Annotated in this window: 16 protein-coding genes and 1 pseudogene; 11 read left to right on the top strand and 6 right to left on the bottom strand. The window is 73.7% G+C overall.

Going from position 1 to position 17,496, the window contains the following annotated elements:
- The first annotated feature begins 103 nt into the window (after window positions 1–103).
- Both E2E34_RS05285 and E2E34_RS05280 read left to right on the top strand, forming a co-directional pair.
- Window positions 104–820 (top strand): flavodoxin family protein, encoded by a 717-nt coding sequence (locus E2E34_RS05285; RefSeq protein WP_138900730.1) that lies wholly within the window; start codon window positions 104–106, stop codon window positions 818–820.
- 180 nt (window positions 821–1,000) lie between these two features.
- Entirely contained in the window at window positions 1,001–1,489 is a 489-nt protein-coding gene (locus tag E2E34_RS05280; RefSeq protein ID WP_138900729.1) for an ANTAR domain-containing protein, read from the top strand.
- 62 nt (window positions 1,490–1,551) lie between these two features.
- On the opposite strand, the gene E2E34_RS05275 is transcribed toward E2E34_RS05280, so the two are convergent.
- The 4 genes from E2E34_RS05275 to E2E34_RS05260 all read right to left on the bottom strand — a co-directional run bounded on the left by E2E34_RS05275 (window position 1,552) and on the right by E2E34_RS05260 (window position 5,892).
- Complete coding sequence (locus E2E34_RS05275; protein WP_138900728.1) at window positions 1,552–3,189, bottom strand: phytoene desaturase family protein; 1,638 nt, start codon at window positions 3,187–3,189, stop codon at window positions 1,552–1,554.
- 32 nt (window positions 3,190–3,221) lie between these two features.
- Entirely contained in the window at window positions 3,222–3,677 is a 456-nt protein-coding gene (locus E2E34_RS05270) for an SRPBCC family protein (RefSeq protein ID WP_138900727.1), read from the bottom strand.
- A 209-nt stretch (window positions 3,678–3,886) separates the two neighbouring features.
- Window positions 3,887–5,545, bottom strand: a complete 1,659-nt coding sequence (locus tag E2E34_RS05265) for a catalase (RefSeq protein WP_138900726.1) — start codon at window positions 5,543–5,545, stop codon at window positions 3,887–3,889.
- A 131-nt stretch (window positions 5,546–5,676) separates the two neighbouring features.
- Window positions 5,677–5,892 carry a hypothetical protein gene (locus tag E2E34_RS05260; protein WP_138900725.1) on the bottom strand — a complete coding sequence of 72 codons (216 nt, stop codon included), beginning with the start codon at window positions 5,890–5,892 and terminating at the stop codon, window positions 5,677–5,679.
- Between the two features lie 2 nt (window positions 5,893–5,894).
- Between E2E34_RS05260 and E2E34_RS05255 the strand changes: the two are divergent.
- A pseudogene (locus E2E34_RS05255) lies at window positions 5,895–6,443 on the top strand (iron-sulfur protein); the annotation flags it as partial.
- A 13-nt stretch (window positions 6,444–6,456) separates the two neighbouring features.
- Here the strand turns inward: E2E34_RS05255 and E2E34_RS05250 are convergent.
- A complete protein-coding gene (locus tag E2E34_RS05250; RefSeq protein ID WP_244315522.1) occupies window positions 6,457–6,669 on the bottom strand; it encodes a hypothetical protein in 213 nt (70 codons plus the stop codon).
- A gap of 151 nt (window positions 6,670–6,820) precedes the next feature.
- Here E2E34_RS05250 and E2E34_RS05245 point away from each other — a divergent pair, with 151 nt between their 5' ends.
- Together E2E34_RS05245 and E2E34_RS05240 are read left to right on the top strand one after the other, a co-directional pair.
- Complete coding sequence (locus tag E2E34_RS05245) at window positions 6,821–7,279, top strand: RrF2 family transcriptional regulator (RefSeq protein ID WP_138900722.1); 459 nt, start codon at window positions 6,821–6,823, stop codon at window positions 7,277–7,279.
- A 123-nt stretch (window positions 7,280–7,402) separates the two neighbouring features.
- Window positions 7,403–8,686 (top strand): acyl-CoA dehydrogenase family protein, encoded by a 1,284-nt coding sequence (locus E2E34_RS05240; protein ID WP_244315521.1) that lies wholly within the window; start codon window positions 7,403–7,405, stop codon window positions 8,684–8,686.
- A gap of 29 nt (window positions 8,687–8,715) precedes the next feature.
- On the opposite strand, the gene E2E34_RS05235 is transcribed toward E2E34_RS05240, so the two are convergent.
- A complete protein-coding gene (locus E2E34_RS05235) occupies window positions 8,716–9,204 on the bottom strand; it encodes an isochorismatase family protein (RefSeq protein WP_138900721.1) in 489 nt (162 codons plus the stop codon).
- Between the two features lie 432 nt (window positions 9,205–9,636).
- Between E2E34_RS05235 and E2E34_RS05230 the strand changes: the two genes are divergently transcribed.
- From E2E34_RS05230 to E2E34_RS05205, 6 genes are all read left to right on the top strand, one after another.
- Window positions 9,637–11,799 (top strand): hypothetical protein, encoded by a 2,163-nt coding sequence (locus E2E34_RS05230; RefSeq protein WP_244315520.1) that lies wholly within the window; start codon window positions 9,637–9,639, stop codon window positions 11,797–11,799.
- 70 nt (window positions 11,800–11,869) lie between these two features.
- Window positions 11,870–13,375: a GT4 family glycosyltransferase PelF gene (pelF, locus tag E2E34_RS05225; protein ID WP_138900720.1), complete on the top strand. Its 1,506-nt coding sequence runs from the start codon at window positions 11,870–11,872 to the stop codon at window positions 13,373–13,375.
- The gene (locus E2E34_RS05220) at window positions 13,372–14,733 is read left to right on the top strand and encodes a hypothetical protein (protein ID WP_138900719.1); all 1,362 of its coding nucleotides are present in this window, start codon (window positions 13,372–13,374) and stop codon (window positions 14,731–14,733) included. The genes pelF and E2E34_RS05220 overlap by 4 nt, the downstream gene beginning before the upstream one ends.
- A gap of 48 nt (window positions 14,734–14,781) precedes the next feature.
- Entirely contained in the window at window positions 14,782–15,789 is a 1,008-nt protein-coding gene (locus E2E34_RS05215) for an SDR family NAD(P)-dependent oxidoreductase (RefSeq protein ID WP_138900718.1), read from the top strand.
- Window positions 15,790–15,821: 32 nt separating this feature from the next.
- Window positions 15,822–16,535, top strand: coding sequence for a nucleotidyltransferase family protein (locus tag E2E34_RS05210; RefSeq protein ID WP_138900717.1), 714 nt, complete (start codon window positions 15,822–15,824; stop codon window positions 16,533–16,535).
- A 7-nt stretch (window positions 16,536–16,542) separates the two neighbouring features.
- Complete coding sequence (locus E2E34_RS05205; protein WP_138900716.1) at window positions 16,543–17,448, top strand: NAD-dependent epimerase/dehydratase family protein; 906 nt, start codon at window positions 16,543–16,545, stop codon at window positions 17,446–17,448.
- The last annotated feature ends 48 nt before the right edge of the window (window positions 17,449–17,496 follow it).

Genomic DNA, 17,496 nt, shown 5'->3' with positions numbered 1-17,496 from the left:
GAACGGCCGGGCGGGGGGTGCCGCGGCCGGGTCGGTGCGCCGGATCCGTCGCTCCGTGCGCCAGGGTTGTCCGGGGGGTACGACCCACGAGGAGAGCCGCCCGATGACCACGCCGACGTATCGCTACGACGACCTGCGCGCCCTGTTCCTCAACTGCACACTGAAGCGCTCACCGGAGGTCAGCAACACGCAGGGGCTGATCGACAGGAGCCGCGCCGTGATGGAGGACAACGGCGTCACGACCGACGTGGTCCGCCCCGTCGACCTCGGCCTCGCGACCGGTGTGTGGCCGGACATGACGGAGCACGGCTGGGAGTCCGACGCGTGGCCCGGGCTGTACGAGCGGGTCATGGCGGCCGACATCCTGGTGTTGTGCGGACCGATCTGGCTCGGTGACAACAGCTCCGTGACGAAGCAGGTCATCGAGCGGCTGTACGCGTGCTCCAGCATCCTCAACGACCGTGGGCAGTACGCCTATTACGGCCGGGCCGGCGGCTGCCTGATCACCGGCAACGAGGACGGTGTCAAGCACTGCGCCATGAACGTCCTCTACAGCCTCCAGCACCTCGGCTACACCGTCCCGCCGCAGGCGGACGCCGGCTGGATCGGCGAAGCGGGGCCCGGGCCCTCCTACCTCGACGCCGGCTCGGGCGGTCCCGAGAACGACTTCACCAACCGCAACACGGCTTTCATGAGCTGGAACCTGATGCACCTGGCGGCGATGCTCAAGCGGGCGGGCGGCGTCCCGGCCCACGGCAACCAGCGCTCCGTGTGGGACGCCGGCTGCCGGTCGGACTTTCCCAACCCCGAGCACCGCTGAGCGCCGTGCCGCCCCCGACGCCCGTACGGCGGGCAGCCTTCGGACATACACATCACCCTCACCGCCTCAAAACGGCAGAAACAGGGAATCAAGCAGGAAGCACGTCCGAACGGCGGGCCGCCGACCGCCCCCCGCACGCACGCCCGGGGCCGTCGGCAGACTGGTCAGAAGGGCCGAGTCATGACGACGAACGACGACCGCACCATCACCGCGGACACCATCACCGCGGACCCGCTCACCGCGGACATGCTCACCGCGGACAGCGAGGCTCCCGTGCACCGGGAACACGACGACCAGTCCTGGCACGCGTCGGACGCCGCCCAGTACCACGCCGCCCAGGCGGCGCTGGAAGCGGTCCCGGCCCCGGCGCCCGTCGCGCCGAAGGCGCACAGGCCGGAACTGACGGTCCTGTGGCACACCTTCGAGACGCGCCCGGTGATCGGCCTGGCGCGCACCGTCGTCATGACGCTGGGAGACTGCACCCACGCGGAGGCGTTCCAGGTCCTGGTGGACGTCTCGCGGCACACCAACATCGAACTGCGCGAGATCGCCCAGCGTCTCGTCGACAGCGTCGACGGGCCGCCCCCCAGCGGGCCGCTGCGCACCGCCCTGCACAACGCGTTCGCACGGCTCGCATCGCGCTCCGCGCGGCCGGACACCGCCGTGTGACCGGCCCGCCCGCCCCCGTCTCCGGACGAGGGCGGGCGTTCCGGGCCCCGGCCGGGCGTGGCTCACGCCCGGCCGGGGCCTTCGCGTTCGCCGCTCCTGTCGCGCCGGCTGAGCACGCGCTGACCACGGGTGAGTACGCCGCGCACGGAGCGGGCGCGCAGCGCCGCCCGGGCCGCGTTGGCCCCCGGCGCGCCGTGGACGCCGCCGCCGGGGTGCGCGCCGGCCGAGGCGAGGTAGAGCCCCTCGACGGGTGTCTCCGGGCGGCCCGTGCCGGGGACCGGGCGGAAGACGAGCTGCTGGTGCATGGCGGTCGTGCCGCCGTTGATCGCTCCGCCGTGGAGGTTCGCGTTCATCGCCTGGAGCGTGGGCGGGGCGAGGACGCGGCGGGCGCGGATCCTGGACCGGAAGCCCGGGGCGTACCGCTCGACCTGGGCCTCCACCCGGTCCGCCATCGCCTCCCGCTCGCGCTCGTCCCACGCTCCCGTCAGGCCGTCGTCGCCCGCGTCGCCCTTGACCACGTGCGGGACGTGGCTGTACGCCCAGGCCGATTCGGTGCCGGCGGGTGAGCGGGTGGCGTCGGCCGTCGTCATCTGGCCGAACAGCGCGAAGGGCCGGTCGGGCACCTGGCCCATAGCGATCTGGGCGGCGAAGCGGGTGAGGCCGTCGACGCCGTCGGCCAGGTGCACCGTGCCCGCGGCCGACGCCTGCTCGGCGGTCCACGGCACGCGGCCGTCGAGGGCCCAGTCGACCTTGAACGTGGCGAAGTCCCACTGGAAGCCGCGCAGGTCGCACACGAACCGGCCGGGCAGGTGCCGTACGTCGACCAGCCCGCCGTAGAGGTCCGGCACGGCCACGTCCGCCAGGACGGCCTTCCCCGCGGGCACCGTCTCACCGCCCGCCGTGCGTACGGCCACGGCCCGCCCCGCCCGTACGACGACCTCGACGACGCGTTCGCCGCAGCGGACGGCGCCGCCCCGGGCCTTCAGGCGTCGCACGAGCGCGGCGGTGAACTCGCCGGCGCCGCCGGTCGGCACCGGGAAGCCGTGGCTCTGGCCGAGCATCGACATGAGCCAGCCGAAACCGCCGCTGCCCGCGGCCTCGGGGGCGAGGTCGGCGTGCAGGGCGTTGCCGGCCAGCAGCAGCCTGCCCGCCTCGCCCCGGAACTCCTCCTCACCCAGCCGGCGCACCGGGAGCACCATCGTCCGGGCGAGACGCAGCCCGCCCGCGCCGCGCAGCCGGGCCGCGAGCCGGACGCCGGAGCGCACCGGCGGGAACGGGGTGAACAGGGCGCCGAGGATGTCCGGACCGAGCCGATGCCACACGTCGCACAGCCCCTGCCACGCCGCGCCGTCACCGGTGGCGAACTCCTCCAGCCCGGCGACGGTGTCCGCGGCGCGGCGTTCGAGGACCGCGCACCGCCCGTCGGCGAGCGGATGCGCCAGCACGGCGGGGGCGTGGCTCCAGCGCAGCCCGTACTCGTGCAGGCGCAGGCGGGCCAGCACGGGGGAAGCGGCGGCCAGCGGATAGAAGGCGCTGAAGAGGTCGCTGACGTAGTCGGGGTGGACCCCCCGGTCGCTGCGGACGGCGCCGCCGGGTTCCGGCTGGGCCTCCAGTACCTCCACGGTCCAGCCGGCGTCGGCCAGCAGGTTCGCGGCGACGAGCCCGTTGGGGCCCGCGCCGATGACTACGGCGTCCGGCATCGCTGACTCCTGTCCACCCCGGCCACGCGGCTTCAGTACGAGGCGTTCGCGCGCCTCTGGGTGCTCTCGACGACCTTGGCCAGCCTGCTCAGCATGCTGCGGTGCCGCAGTTGGAGCACGGCGTCGAGCGCCGTGTTGTGCAGCGCGCCGCCGACGCCGCGCAGGGGGTGCTCGTCGAGGACGACCAGAGCGTCGTCTCCCCAGGGGCGGACCTCGATGGCGATCCTCGCGGTGCCGAGCGCCCCGCTGTCGGCCTCCAGCTCGATCTCGTACGGGGGCGCGGTCCGGCGGACGATCGTGCGGCCGGTCAGCGCCCAGGGCCCGATGCGCACGGTGTACTCGATCGACGCCCCGACGTCCGGCCAATGCCCCTCGGCGGGCTTGGAGTCCGAGGTGCCGACGACCCAGTCGCTGTAGCGCGACCCGTCCGCCAGGACCTCCCACACCGCTTCGGGCGAGGTGCGGATCAGCTGATGACGTACGGCCATGGGTCCTCCAACGGCTGGACGGATTCGATCACCGGCCCCCGGGTGCCCAGCCTAGGACGCCCCACTCCCGCCGACCTCCCGGAGACAGCGAACGGGCCCGGTGGGTGGCCTCCGCACGTACTCGCCACGTGCGTCGCGCGTGCACGTGGCGTGCGCGCGCGGAGGCCGCCCGCCGGGCCGCTCTTCGCCCGCCGCTCCCGCGGCGGACGTCACCGGGTGACGACGTGCCGTTCGTTGGGAACGCAATGCGTCATGGTCAGGCCGGTCACGTCGCGCGGGGGGTTGTCGCCCAGGTTCGCGAGCCGCTTGCGGTCGTCGTCGGTGAGGTCCTGGCTCGCCAGCGGCTCCAGGCCCGCGACGTCCTGCGGGCTGATGCCGAGTCCGTCGCCCACCCGCAGGCCGAGCTCGTTCTCGACCAGCAGGAAGTGCCACACCATCCGTTCCTGCACCGGACGGTCGCAGTCCGAGAGCAGGGTGACGAAGTTGTGCACCAGGTCGTCCCGCTCCCAGTCCTCCATGAGCCGGAAGCGCTGCCCGGCCTGCATGTAGTCGTTGGTGCGCGGGATGCGCTTGCGCGTGAGCCGGCCGCGGATCTCGGGCCCCTGCTCGTCGTGCGTGGGGTACTGGTCCTCGCGCAGGCCGCCGGTGATCGACGGCTCGTAGTTGACGCTCGGGTTCTCCCCGGCCCCGTCGACGTGGTACGTCATGAGGCCGTCGCGCTGGTTGGTGCGTACGTCGGCGTTCTTGGCCTGGTTGACAGGCAGCTGGAGATAGTTGGGCCCCACCCGGTACCGCTGGGTGTCGCTGTAGGAGAACGTACGGCCCACCAGCATCTTGTCGTCGGAGAAGTCCAGGCCGTCGACGAGCACTCCGGTGCCGAAGGAGATCTGCTCGTTCTCGGCGAAGAAGTTGTCCGGCATCCGGTTGAGGACCATCTTGCCGACCGGCTTCGGCGGGAAGTCCTGCTCGGGCCAGGTCTTCGTGTCGTCGAGCGGGTCGAAGTCCAGCTCCGGGTGGTCGTGGTCCTCCATCATCTGGACGACCAGCTCCCACTCTGGGTAGTCGCCCCGGGCCACCGCCTCGTAGAGGTCCTTGGTGGCGTGGCCGAGCCCCTCGGCCTGCACGTTGGCGGCGTCCTCCTCGGTCATGCTGCGCACGCCCTGCTTGGGCAGCCAGTGGTACTTGACCAGGACGGAGTCGCCGTCCGCGTTGATCCACTTGTACGTGTTGACGCCGAACCCCTGCATGTGGCGGTAGTCCGCCGGGATCCCGCGGGGGCTGAACAGGTTCACCAGCATGTGCATGCTCTCGGGGGTCTGCGACATGAAGTCGAAGATCCGCCGGGGCTGTTGCTCGAAGCTGACCGGGTTCGGCTTGAGCGCGTGGATGACGTCGGGGAACTTGATGGCGTCGCGGATGAAGAAGACGCCGAGGTTGTTGCCGACGAGATCCCAGTTGCCGTCCTCGGTGTAGAACTTCACCGCGAAGCCGCGCGGGTCGCGGGCCGCCTCGGAGGAGTCGCGGCCGCCGATGACGGTCGAGAAGCGTACGGCCAGGTCGGTGCGCTTGCCGCGCTCCTGGAAGATCTTCGCCCTGGTGAAGCGGCTGATCGGCTCGTCGCCCCAGGCTCCGTACGCCTCGAAGTATCCGAACGCGGTGACGCCCCGGGCGTGCACGACGCGCTCGGGGATGCGCTCGCGGTCGAAGTGGCTGATCTTCTCCAGGAACTGGTAGTTCTCCAGGGTGGCCGGCCCCCTGGCGCCGACCGTGCGCTGGTTCTGGTTGTCGTAGACCGGGTGGCCCTGCCGGTTGGTCAGTACCTTCCGGTCATCGTCCGGGGACGGGCCCTTGCCGGATACATCCGTCACGATCTTCAACCCCTTCTGTGCCCTTTTTGTGCCGATTACTCCACACTATTCCCCTTCGGGCAGAAGCCCGGCTCGCCCGAAGGTGTTGCGCGGGCGCGTTGCTGCCCCGCCAGTACCCCTCGGCTCCGAACTCATACGGCCGCCCCGGCGGAATCCGGCTCCAGCACGACGGCCCCCTTCGCCCGGTCCACCGACTCCTCGGACGCCGGGCCGCCGGGGTTCTCGGTCGCGAGGGCCTGGTGCGCGGCGACGAAGGGCCGCAGGCGGTCCCCGGTACGGGCGTACGCGACGCGCTGGTCGCCGCCGGGTGCCCGGCCGAGCTCCTGGGCCAGTACGTACGCGCCCACCGAGCGGGCCGTGGTACCTGGCGCGCCGGGTACCCCTGCTTCGCCCCGAGGACGTAGGCGTCGAACTCGGCAGCGGCGACTTCGCCGTCGTCCCGGGCCCGTTCACCTGCCTGCCGGACGATCCGGCGGCCGCGTTCCCCGGCGTGCGCGTGGTCCCCGACGAGGAGGCGCTGCGGGCCGAGCTGCGGGCCGCCGTGGTGGATCACGTACGCCCGCTGCTCGACGCCCTGGGGCCCCGGCTGCGCCGGCGGCAACGGGCGCTGTGGGGCATGACCGGCGACGACCTGGTCTCGGGCGTCTGGCACCTCGGGCGCGTGCTCGGGGAGGAGGACCGGGCGGTGCGCGCGGCCACGGAACTGCTGCCGGGACCGACAGCGCCGTTCCCTGGCGGCGCGGACTTCCGCCGGCCGCGCGCCGCCGGCGGCGGTCCGCCGCACACGACCCGCACGCTGCTGGGGCGCTGCCTCTACTGCACGATCAGCCCGGGCGACGCGTGCCTGACGTGTCCTCGCGTCTGCGACACCGAGCGCATGGCGCGGCTCGCCCCGTAACGCCGGGGGGTCGTCAGCGGCGGGGCTCCGCACCCCAGTAGTCCGGGCCGCCGCCCCGCCAGTCGATCAGCGGGGACACCACGGCCTCGGTGTCCTCCATGTCGAGCCCCGCACGGCTCAGGAACTCGACCAGGTCGGGCAGGCCCGACGCGAGGCCGACGTCCTCACCGCGCACGGTCACGCGACGGCCGCTGTCGCCGAGCGGCGGGTGAACGATCACAGGCATGTGTCCGGACATGGCTCCACCCTCCCCCCACTCACCGCCGCACGCATCCGGACAGGGGCCCGCCCCCGCCGGCAGGCCCACAGCCGCAGCGCCGGGCGCTTCAGCACGGGCACGGCCGGGCGCACCCGTACCGGTGCGGGATAATGCGGGCATGCGGATTTCAGCCAAGGCGGACTACGCGGTACGTGCCGCCCTGCAACTCGCCGCCGCGGGGGACTGCGAGCCGCTCAAGGCGGAGGCCATCGCCGAGGCCCAGGAGATTCCGCACAAGTTCCTCGAAGGCATCCTCAACGACATGCGCCGGGGCGGACTGGTGGTCAGCCGGCGCGGGGGCAACGGCGGTTACCGGCTGGCGAAGCCCGCCGGGTCCATCAGCGTCGCGGATGTCATCCGCGTCGTCGACGGGCCGCTCGTCTCGGTGCGCGGGGTCCGTCCGCCGGAGCTGACGTACACCGGGCCGGCCGCGTCGCTGCTGCCGCTGTGGATCGCGCTGCGGGCCAACGTCCGCGAGGTTCTGGACGGCGTGACGCTGGCCGACCTCGCCTCGGCCGAGCTGCCGGCCGCCGTGTCGGCCCTCGCCGAGGAACCGGACGCCTGGACCAATCCCTGATCGTCCCGGGGTCTCGGAGTACGGAATCGAACGTCCACTCCTTGGTCGCCCCCTTGGGGCGGGGCACCGCCTCTGACAGTATCCCTACTAATCCAGTGGGAATACTAGGGACGGGGGCGCCGGGTGAGCAGCGGAGTGCCGGGGAGATCCGCCACGAAGGACGACGCGTCCGCCGGTCCGGACCCGGACGCCGACGAGGCGATGTGGCCGCGCGTCACCCGGGAGCTCGCGGACGACCTCGCGGTCGACGCCATCGTCCGCGACCGGGCGGGCAAGACGCCGTACGACGAGGTCTCGCGGTTGCGGGAGGCGGGGCTGCCCGCCCTGCTGACGCCGCCGGGCCCGGGGCGGCCGGGCACCGGCTGGCGCAGCGCCTGCACCGTCGTGCGGGAGATCTCGGCGGCCGACAGTTCGATCGGTGAACTGCTGGCCCACCACTGCGCGTTGTCCTGGAGCGCCCGCTTCCTCGGCCGCTCGCCGGACGACGTTCCGTTCGAGAGCCGGGCCGTCGCGGAGCAGTGGCTGCTCGGCGGCAGCACGCGCCCGCCCGGCAGGGACGAGGGGCCGGGCCTGACGCTGACACCGGCCCGCGGAGGGTACGTGCTCAGCGGCCGCCGGGACTTCGGCGCGGGCGTGACCGTGGCCGACCGGCTGGTCCTCGGCGCGACGTGCGGGAGCACCGGTGACTTACTGATCGCCCTCGTCGACCCGGCTCGGGACGGTGTGCGGACCGACCCGGCGGACGAACGCCTCGGCCAGCGCCTCACCGGAGCCGGCGGCGTCGGATTCGACGGCGTGGCCGTGAGCGCCGACGACATCCTCGGTGCCGTCCCCGGCGACGAGCACACCGCCACCCCCTTCGGCTCGCTCGCCCCGGTCGCCCTCGGCCTGCTCCTCGCCCACGTCGGCCTGGGCATCGCCGAAGGGGCCCTGGCCGAGGCACGGGACATCAGCCGCGGGACGCCGCCCGCCCGCTCCGCCGAGGGTGCGGGCGACGCGTACACCGAGCGGCCGAGCGGCGACCCGTACGTGCTGCTCGCGTACGGCGAACTGGCGACCGCCGCCCACACCGCCGCCGCCGTCGTCGAACGGGCGACGGACGCGCTGGCGGAAGGACTGCGCAGGGGGCCGGAGCTCGGCGTGGACGAACGCGCGGACATCGCGGTGCTCGTCGCGGCGGCCGAAGCCGTCACGAGTCGCTCCGTCGCGCACGTCACCGCCCGGATACTCGAACTCACGGGCGACGCGGGCCGCCTCGACGGCGGTACGGGGCTCGACCGGTTCTGGCGCAACGCGCAGGCCCTGACGGCGCGGTCGTCCCCCGCCCACCGGCTGCGCGACATCGGCGAGCACTACCTCAACGGAACCCGCCCCCGCCTCACGCGGAATGCCCGCGGCGGGGCCTGACGCCGCGTCCGGCCCGGGCCCCGCCCGGCTCAGGTGTAGTCCGCCGTACGACGCACCGCGCCGAACCGGGGGAAGACCCGCTCGACGGCGAAGTCGTGCTCGTCGGCGGCGAATCCCGACATCGCGTCGGCGACGAACTCCACGTCGTAGCCGTGGTCGCTCGCGGCCCGCGCGGTGGACTCCACCCCCATGGTGGTCACCAGGCCGGCGAGCACCACCGTGTCGACGCCGTGGCGGCGCAGCCGGTCGTCCAGGCCGGTGCCGTGGAACGCCCCGACGGTGTGCTTGACGACCACGAGGTCGCCGGGCAGCACCAGACCGTCGACGAAACCGCTGCCGGGCGGCTGCTCGGCGACGCCGGGCCGTTCCACCCGGACCGGCACCACGGGGCGGCCGTTCGCCCGGAACGCCCCGGCGAGGCGGCGGCAGCGCTCCACCACCTCCTCGCCGGTGTGCGGGGCGACGGGCAGCGCGACGATGCGCGGCATCAGGTCGATCAGGATCAGAGCTGAGGTCACGGAGCAGATCGTAGGCGCTGGTACGGGGATCGGCAGGGCGCCGGCGCACGACCGTTCCAGGTGGCTCCGGTTCCGCCCGCGTGGCCGAATTCGATAAGTGGTGCGGGAACTCTTTCTGTGGTCCAGACCACGTGAGTGCGCCGGTCAGGGCGACAGGTGTCCCAGCACCCGTGAGCTGTGGCGGAGAAGCGGAATACCTGTCACCAGGAAGGCCGCGGGGGGATGCGGAAACTCGGCCGCAGGTGCGCCGGCCCGGCCTGGTCAGGTGTGTTTCTCGCCAGGTTTCACGACGCCCACACAAATTCTCCATGCATGACCCCACTATGTGATCCGACAGAGCGGGAAGCGCGCGGCGGCTGTCCGGGCGCCCATTCCGCTGGGGGAGGGGCACGCCGGTCGCATGTCCGGCGTGCCCTTTGCGGGAAGGGACCCATGCACCTCAGAAGCCGTACGGCCCGGTGGGCCGTGATATCCACGCTGTCCGCCGCGCTGGCCACGACGCTCCTCGCGCCGGCGCACGCGGCCGCCGCGGCGCCCGCGCCACCACGCGTCGACCTGCGCGTACTGGTGGTGAGCGACGGAGGCCCCGCCACCGCGGCGATCGCCGCCGAACTCGACGGCGCGGGCACGCCGTACACCGTCCTCGACCTGACCCGCCAGGACCGACCCGTGATCAACGGCGGCTACCTCGCCGACACGGTCGACGGGCGTCAGCGGGCCAAGTTCCAGGCCGTGGTACTCCCCAACGACAACCCGTTCGGGGCCGGTTCCGCCGAGATGGGGGCACTCGTCGCGTACGAGAAGACCTTCGCCGTCCCCCAGGTGGACGCCTACACGTACGCCCGGCCCGAGGTCGGCCTCGACCACCCGGCCAACGGCGGCTACAGCGGCTCCCTGGACGGGGTGCGCGCCGAGGTGACGCCCGCCGGCGCGGCGGGCCCGTTCGGCTACCTCGACGGCGGCATACCCTTCGAGGACAACTCCCCCTCGGTGAGCGAGAGTTACGGTTACGCGGCCAAGCCGCTGCCGGGCGCCGACTTCACCAGTTACGTCGAGGCGCCGCTGCCGGGCACCGGGCAGCGGGGCTCCCTCGTCGGCGAGTACCGGCACGACGGCCGCCGCGAGCTGGTCGTCGGCTTCGTCTACAACCAGTACCAGCAGCAGTTCCGGCTCCTCGCCCGCGGCATCGTGGACTGGATGACCCAGGGCGTACGGCTGGGCGCTTCCCGCAACTACTTCGCGGTCCACGTCGACGACGTCTTCGCCGCCGACGACCGCTGGGACACCGAGCTCAACTGCACCCCCGGCGACGTGGACTGCGCGCCCGGCCAGGGCGGTGAGCCGGACCCGATCCGGATGACGGCCGACGACGCGCGGTACGCGGCCGAGTGGTCGGCCGCCAAGGGCTTCACCCTGGACATGGCGTACAACGGCGGCGGCAGCGAGCTCTACAAGGAGGAGCATGGCGGCACCGACCCGCTGGCGCAGCGGCTGACCGCCGACAAGAACGCCTACCGGTGGATCAACCACACGTACAACCATCCCTTCCTCGGCTGCGTGCAGGACGTCTCGGTCGTCCCCTGGGTCTGCGCCAGGAACCCCGACGGGAGCACCAGGTACGTCAGCCGCTCCGAGATCTCCACCCAGATCAGGGAGAACCGCGCCTGGGGGCAGCGCGCGGGACTCCCGCTGGCGACCGGCGAGCTGGTGACCGGTGAGCACTCCGGTCTGAAGGTCCTGCCGCAGCAGCCCGACGACAACCCGAACCTCGGGCCCGCCCTCGCCGACAACGCCGTCACCTGGCTCGGCTCGGACAACTCCCGCGACCGCGCCCAGCGGAAGGTCGGACCGGCCCTCACCGTGCCGCGCTACCCGATGAACATCTTCTACAACGCGGGCCGCACCACCGAGCAGATCGACGAGTACAACTGGATCTACACCAGGGCCTCGGACGGCGGCAGCGGCGTGTGCGAGAGCGCGGCCGGCACCACCTGCCTGCCGGAGCCGCTCGACACGGTCACCGGTTACGCCGACCACATCGTGCCGCTGGAGGCCCGCATCGCGCTCGGCCACGTCCTCGCGAACGACCCGCGGCCGCACTTCATCCACCAGTCCAACCTCGCCGAGGACCGCATCGCCTACCCGGTGCTCGACCGCGTGATCGACGAGTACGCCGGGCTGTACGCCGCCGACACCCCGCTGGTGAATCTCCGCCAGCAGCAGATCGGCGCGGAACTGCGCGACCGGTCCGCCTGGAACACCGCTGTCAAGGCCGGCCAGGTGACGGCGTACCGCATCGGCGACACCGTCACCGTGCGGGCCCCGGGCGGTGTCCGCGCCTCCGCCACCCTGCCGGCCGGCACCCGGCAGAACATGCTGCTCGGCACCGAGTCCTTCGGCAGCCCGTACGCCGGATCGCTCTCCGGCTGGGTCTCCCCCGGGCTTCTCCAGGACCGGGTGACGCTCACCCTGCCCGCGGGCGCCACGGCGCAGGCCGCGACGGCGGACCGGGCCGACCCGGTGCGGGGCGGCGGGCCCCGGCTTCCGGTGCCGGCCGGGGTGCGGCAGCGAGTGCCGTACGGCGTCACCGGCTGACCCGCGCCCGACCGCCCGCACCGTTCCGGCCGGCCCGGCCGCCAGCATCTCCACGGGGGACCGTCTCGTCATGCCCGATCCACTCCGCGTGCCGCAGTCCGGCGCGGCCCGGGTCACCCTCCTCACCGAAGGCACCTATCCGCACAGCCACGGGGGCGTCAGCGTGTGGTGCGACCAACTCGTCCAGGGAATGCCCGACTTCGACTTCCACGTGATCGCGGTGACCGGCACCGGCCGGGAACCGCTCGCCTGGGAGCTGCCGTCCCACGTCGCGCCTCCGGTCACCGTCCCCATGTGGGGCCCCGACCCGGTCGGCAGGGCGCCGCGCGGCCGGCGACGCAGGCAGCTGATGGCGGCGTACGAACGCTTCCTGACCGCGCTCCTCGACCCCGGCGCCGAGGACCAGTTCGGCGCCGCGCTGCACGAACTGGCCCGGTCGGCCAGGGACGGGCTGCTCGCACCCGCCCTGCGTACGGACCAGGCCGTCGCCGTCCTGGCCGCCGTGTGGGGCCGCCCCGGCCTGCCGGTGCACGCGGCCCGGCCCACCCTGCACGACGCCCTGACCGCCACCGATCTGCTGGAGCACGCCCTGCGCCCGCTCGCCGCCGCACCGCCCGAACACGGCGTCTGCCACGCGGTGAGCGGCGGCCTCGCGGTCCTGCCCGGACTCGTCGGGCGGCGGCTGCACGGGGTGCCGCTGCTGCTCACCGAGCACGGCGTCTACCTGCGCGAGCGCTACCTCGGGTACCGCACGGGCCCCTACCGGTGGCCGGTCAAGGCGCTGCTCCTCGGGTTCTTCCGGCTGCTCGCCGAGGAGACCTACCGCACGGCGGACCTGATCACCCCGGGCAACCGCTACAACCGGCTCTGGGAGGAACAGGGCGGCGCGGCACCCGAGTTGATACGCACCGTCTACAACGGCGTCGATCCGGCGGCCTTCCCGGCCGCCGGGCCGGAGCCGGATGTCCCCACCCTCAGCTGGGCGGGCCGGGTCGACCCGATCAAGGACCTGGAGACCCTCATCAGAGCCTTCGCCCTGGTCAGAAAGGAGATACCGGACGCGCGGCTGCGCCTGTTCGGCGGCACGCCGCGCGGCGGCGAGGCGTACCGGCAGCGCTGCGAGGCGCTGGCGGCGGAGCTGGGACACGCGGACGCCGTGGTCTTCGAGGGCCGGGTCGAGGACATTCGCGACGCCTACGCGGCGGGCAACGCGGTGATGCTGTCCAGCATCAGCGAGGGCTTCCCGTTCACGCTCATCGAGGCCATGTCCTGCGGGCGGGCCACCGTCTCCACCGACGTCGGCGGCGTGCGGGAGGCCGTCGGCGACACCGGGCTCGTCGTGCCGCCGAGGGAACCGGAGGCCATGGCCCGCGCCGCCCTGGAACTCCTGCGCGACCCGGAGCGCAGGGCCTCCATGGGGCGGGACGCCCGGCTGCGGGTCATCGAGCAGTTCACCCTCCGGCAGACCATCGACACGTTCCGGTCCGTCTACACCGAGCTGGCCGCCGGGGCGACGGCCGGGGTTGCGGACCTGACCGCGTGGCATGAAGAGCGGCGTGCCGGGGCCCTCGTATGAGCGGCCCGCTGCGCCTGCTGCCGGGCGAGGGCGGCAGCCTGCCCGCCCTGCCCCGGCAGCGGAACGGGCCCAGGGCGCGGCCGAGCTGGGCCGCCGACCCGATCGACGAGCTCGCCGAGCGGCTGATGGAGCCGGTGTCCGCCGCCGTGCACCCGTACGAGGTCGCCGCGCTCCTGGAGTCCGACGGGCTGACGGGCGACCAGATCGGTACCCGCTACGGCCGTCCCGGCCTGTTCGCGCTGGCCACCGACCTGTACGCCCGGGTGCCCCGGCACTACCCCGAGCCGCCGCCGGCCGCCGATCCCTGGCGCCCCGACCACCTGCGGTGCGCCGTGCGCGGGCTGGTCTTCGCGCTCCCGGGGCTGGCCTACGTCCTGGGCTCCGGGCTGCTGGGGGGCGAGGGGGCCGTCACCGCGCTGGTGGCCGCAGGGCTGGTGGCCTGGGCGTGGAACCAGGCGCTCAGCCACCGCGCCTACCTGAGGCTGGGCACCGCCGGCGCGGCGGCCGCGGGGCGGACGCTGCGGCTCGGCGCTCCCGCCGGGGCGCTGACGGCCTCGCTCGCGGGGCTGCTCCTCGCGGGACCGGGGCAGGCCGGCGCGTTCGCCGCCGGGCAGTCCTGCTACCTGGGCGCGGCGACCGTACTGCTGGTCCTCGGCCGCGAACGGACGCTGCTGGTGGCGCTGCTGCCGGTGGCCGGGGGCGCCGTCGCCACGCTGTGGTGGCAGCCGCCGGCCGCCGCGGCGGTGGTCCCGCTGCTCGCCACCGTCGTCCTCGCGATCCTCGCCGCCGCCCACGGGGTACGGGCCGCGCTGCGCTCGGGCCCGGCGGCCGGCGGCGCGGCCCCGGGGCTGCTGGTGTCGCTGCCGTACGGGCTGTTCGGTCTCGCCGCCGGGGTGCTCGCGATGCTCACGGGGGCGGCGGACCCGTACGCCGTCGTCGTCCTCACGCTCAGCATGGGCTTCGCCGAGTGGCTGCTCTACCGCTACCGGGGCCTGGCCGTGGCGGCCCTGCGCGCCAGCACCGCGCCGCGTGACTTCCGGCTGCGGGCAGCCCGCGCCCTGGCGGTGTGCCTGGGCGCGTACGCCGCCCTGCTGGCCGCCGGCGCCCTGCTCACCGGGACCGGCCCCGCCCCCCTGCTCGGCCTGGGGGCGGTGCTGTGGACCGCTCTGCTCCTCCAGGCGTTCGGGGTGGCCTGGCCGCCCGCGGCGGTCTGCCTGGCCGCGGCCGCGGCGGAGGCCGCCGCCCCGGCGGCGGGCCTGGCGACCGGTCTGGCGCAGCCGCTGTGCCGCACCGTCGCGGCCCTCGTCCTCCTGTACCTGGCCGGCCGGATCCTCGGCCGGCCCACGGCACACCGCTGAACCCCGCTCACCTTCCCGCACCACCGTCACCGACAGAGGAGCACCCCTGTGACCGCACCAGCACCGTCACTCGTCGCCGTCACCGGCGCCGAGGGCTTCATCGGCTCCCACCTCACCGAGGCGCTCGTCGCGGCCGGCCACCGGGTCCGCGCGATGGCGCAGTACAACTCCTTCTCCTCCTACGGGTGGCTGGAGACCCTCTCCGCCGAGACGCTCGACCAGGTCGAGATCGTCCTCGGCGACGTCCGCGACCCGGGCTCGGTCAACCAGCTCATCGAAGGCGCCGAGGCCGTCTACCACCTGGCCGCCCTCATCGCGATCCCGTACTCCTACCAGGCCCCGCACAGTTACGTGGACACCAACGTCACGGGCACCCTCAACGTCCTGGAGGCGGTGCGCCGGCAGGGCACCCCGCGCCTCGTGCACACCTCGACGAGCGAGACGTACGGCACGGCGCAGACCGTGCCGATCACCGAGGACCACCCGATCAGCACCCAGTCGCCGTACGCCGCGTCGAAGGCGGGGGGCGACCGGCTCGCCGACAGCTACCACGCCAGCTTCGCCACCCCCGTCGTGACCCTGCGCCCCTTCAACACCTTCGGGCCGCGCCAGTCGATGCGGGCGGTCATCCCGACCGTCATCGGCCAGGTCGCCGCGGGCGAGCGGACGATCACCCTCGGGGACCTGCGTCCCACCCGTGACTTCCTCTACGTGAAGGACACCGCACGCGCCTTCCTCGCCGTCGGCACCGCGCCCGCCGAGGCGGTCGTCGGGCGGACCTTCAACGCCGGCACCGGCGGGGAGATCTCGGTGGGCGAACTCACCCGGCTCATCGGCAAGCTGATGGACGCCGATCTCGACGTGCGCGAGGACGAACAGCGCATCCGGCCCGCCAACTCCGAGGTGATGCGCCTGGTCGCGGACGCCACGCGGCTGCGCACCGCCACCGGCTGGAAGCCTCTGGCCGGCCTGGAGGAGGGGCTCGGCCACACCATCGACTTCTTCCGCGACCCCGGCAACCTCTCCCGCTACAAGACCGGCATCTACAACATCTGACCACGACCGCACGCGACGTACAGGGGACTTCCATGCATGCAGTGATCCTCGCCGGTGGCAAGGGCGTTCGGCTGCGGCCGTACACGACGGCGCTTCCCAAGCCGCTCGTGCCCATCGGCGACCAGCACGCGATCCTGGAGATCGTGCTCCGGCAGCTGGCCGCGAGCGGCTTCACCAGCTGCACGATAGCCATCGGTCATCTGGGCCACATCATCCGCGCGTACGTCGGCAACGGGTCCCAGTGGGGCCTGCGCGTGGGGTACTCCACCGAGGACAGCCCGCTCGGCACGATGGGCCCCCTGCTCACCATGATGGACAGGCTCCCGGACGACTTCCTGGTGATGAACGGCGACATCCTCACCGATCTCGACTACGGCGAGGTCGTCCGGTCACACCGGGCCTCCGGGGCCCCGCTCACCGTCGCCACGTACGCCCGCAAGGTCGCCATCGACTTCGGCGTCCTGACGACCGAGGGGGGCCGGGTCACCGGCTTCGCGGAGAAGCCGAGCATGGACTACCGGGTCTCCATGGGCGTGTACGGACTCTCCCGGGAGACCCTCGCCGGGTACACGCCGGGCCTGCCGCTCGGCTTCGACGAACTGGTACTGGACCTGCTCGCCGCCGAGAAGCCCCCGCACGCCTACGAGTTCGACGGCTACTGGCTCGACATCGGCCGCCCCGACGACTACGACCGGGCCAACGCGGAGTTCACCACGCACCGCGGCCTGCTCCTCAAGGGTGCGTGAGCGGCACATGCGTGTTCTCGTCCTCGGCTCCACCGGGTTCCTGGGCGGGCACACCGCCGAGCAGCTGCGCGCCCTTCCGGGCGTGCGGCTGCTCGTCGGCGGCCGGTCACCGGCCGCCGGTGTGCCGCTCGATCTGACCGCCGGCCCCGACGTCCTCGCGGACGCGCTGCGCACGGCGGCGCCCGACGTCGTCGTCAACTGCGCGGGCCTGGTGACGGGCAGCGCGGTCCGCATGACCGACGTCAACGCCCGCGGGCCGGCGGCGCTCTGCGAGGCGATGGGCGCGGCGGCGCCCGGAGCGCGCCTCGTCCACCTCGGCTCGGCGGCCGAGTACGGCCCGACCGCGCCCGGCGAAGCCGTCGCCGAGGACGCGCCGACCCGCCCCCAGGGCCCGTACGGGGCGACGAAGCTCGCCGGCACGGCGGCCGTGAGGGCCGCCGGTCTCGACGCCGTCGTCCTGCGGGTGTTCAACCCGGTCGGACCTGGCGCGCCGGCCGCCGGGCTGCCCGGACGGCTCGCCGGAGAACTGCGCCGGGCCCGGAAGTCGGGGACCGTCCGGGTCGGCGACCTGTCGGCGTACCGCGATTTCGTGGACGTACGGGACGTGGCGCGGGCCGCCGTCCTGGCGGCGACGGCTCCCGGGCCGCTGCCGGACGTGCTCAACATCGGCAGCGGCCGGGCCACCGTGGTCCGCGAGATCGCCGACGGGCTGGTGCGGGCCGCCGGGTTCGCCGGCCGCGTCGAGGAGACGAGCAGCGGTTCGGCCCGTTCGTCCGCGGTCTCCTGGCAGTGCGCGGACATCACGGCGGCGCGGGCCGCGCTCGGCTGGGAGCCGGGGCGGGTGCTCGCCGACTCGCTGTCCGACCTGTGGCGGGCGGGCCCGGCCGGGACCCCGGCCCCGGCGGCCCGGTGAGCGTGCGGCCCGAGCCGGGGTGCGTACCGCCGGCGAAGCTGCTCGTGC

The organism is Streptomyces albidochromogenes, assembly GCF_005981925.1.
GTDB classification, from domain to species: domain Bacteria; phylum Actinomycetota; class Actinomycetes; order Streptomycetales; family Streptomycetaceae; genus Streptomyces; species Streptomyces albidochromogenes.
The sequence above is the reverse complement of the archived record's forward strand: the minus strand, read 5'-3'. Positions and strand labels throughout refer to the sequence as shown.

Bases quoted from the DNA above. Each gene is read 5' to 3' on its own strand.
- E2E34_RS05285 (WP_138900730.1), top strand. From the start codon at position 104: ATGACCACGCCGACGTATCGCTACGACGACCTGCGCGCCCTGTTCCTC.
- E2E34_RS05280 (WP_138900729.1), top strand. From the start codon at position 1,001: ATGACGACGAACGACGACCGCACCATCACCGCGGACACCATCACCGCG.
- E2E34_RS05275 (WP_138900728.1), bottom strand. From the start codon at position 3,189: ATGCCGGACGCCGTAGTCATCGGCGCGGGCCCCAACGGGCTCGTCGCC.
- E2E34_RS05270 (WP_138900727.1), bottom strand. From the start codon at position 3,677: ATGGCCGTACGTCATCAGCTGATCCGCACCTCGCCCGAAGCGGTGTGG.
- E2E34_RS05250 (WP_244315522.1), bottom strand. From the start codon at position 6,669: ATGCCTGTGATCGTTCACCCGCCGCTCGGCGACAGCGGCCGTCGCGTG.
- E2E34_RS05245 (WP_138900722.1), top strand. From the start codon at position 6,821: ATGCGGATTTCAGCCAAGGCGGACTACGCGGTACGTGCCGCCCTGCAA.
- E2E34_RS05230 (WP_244315520.1), top strand. From the start codon at position 9,637: ATGCACCTCAGAAGCCGTACGGCCCGGTGGGCCGTGATATCCACGCTG.
- pelF (WP_138900720.1), top strand. From the start codon at position 11,870: ATGCCCGATCCACTCCGCGTGCCGCAGTCCGGCGCGGCCCGGGTCACC.
- E2E34_RS05220 (WP_138900719.1), top strand. From the start codon at position 13,372: ATGAGCGGCCCGCTGCGCCTGCTGCCGGGCGAGGGCGGCAGCCTGCCC.
- E2E34_RS05210 (WP_138900717.1), top strand. From the start codon at position 15,822: ATGCATGCAGTGATCCTCGCCGGTGGCAAGGGCGTTCGGCTGCGGCCG.
- E2E34_RS05205 (WP_138900716.1), top strand. From the start codon at position 16,543: ATGCGTGTTCTCGTCCTCGGCTCCACCGGGTTCCTGGGCGGGCACACC.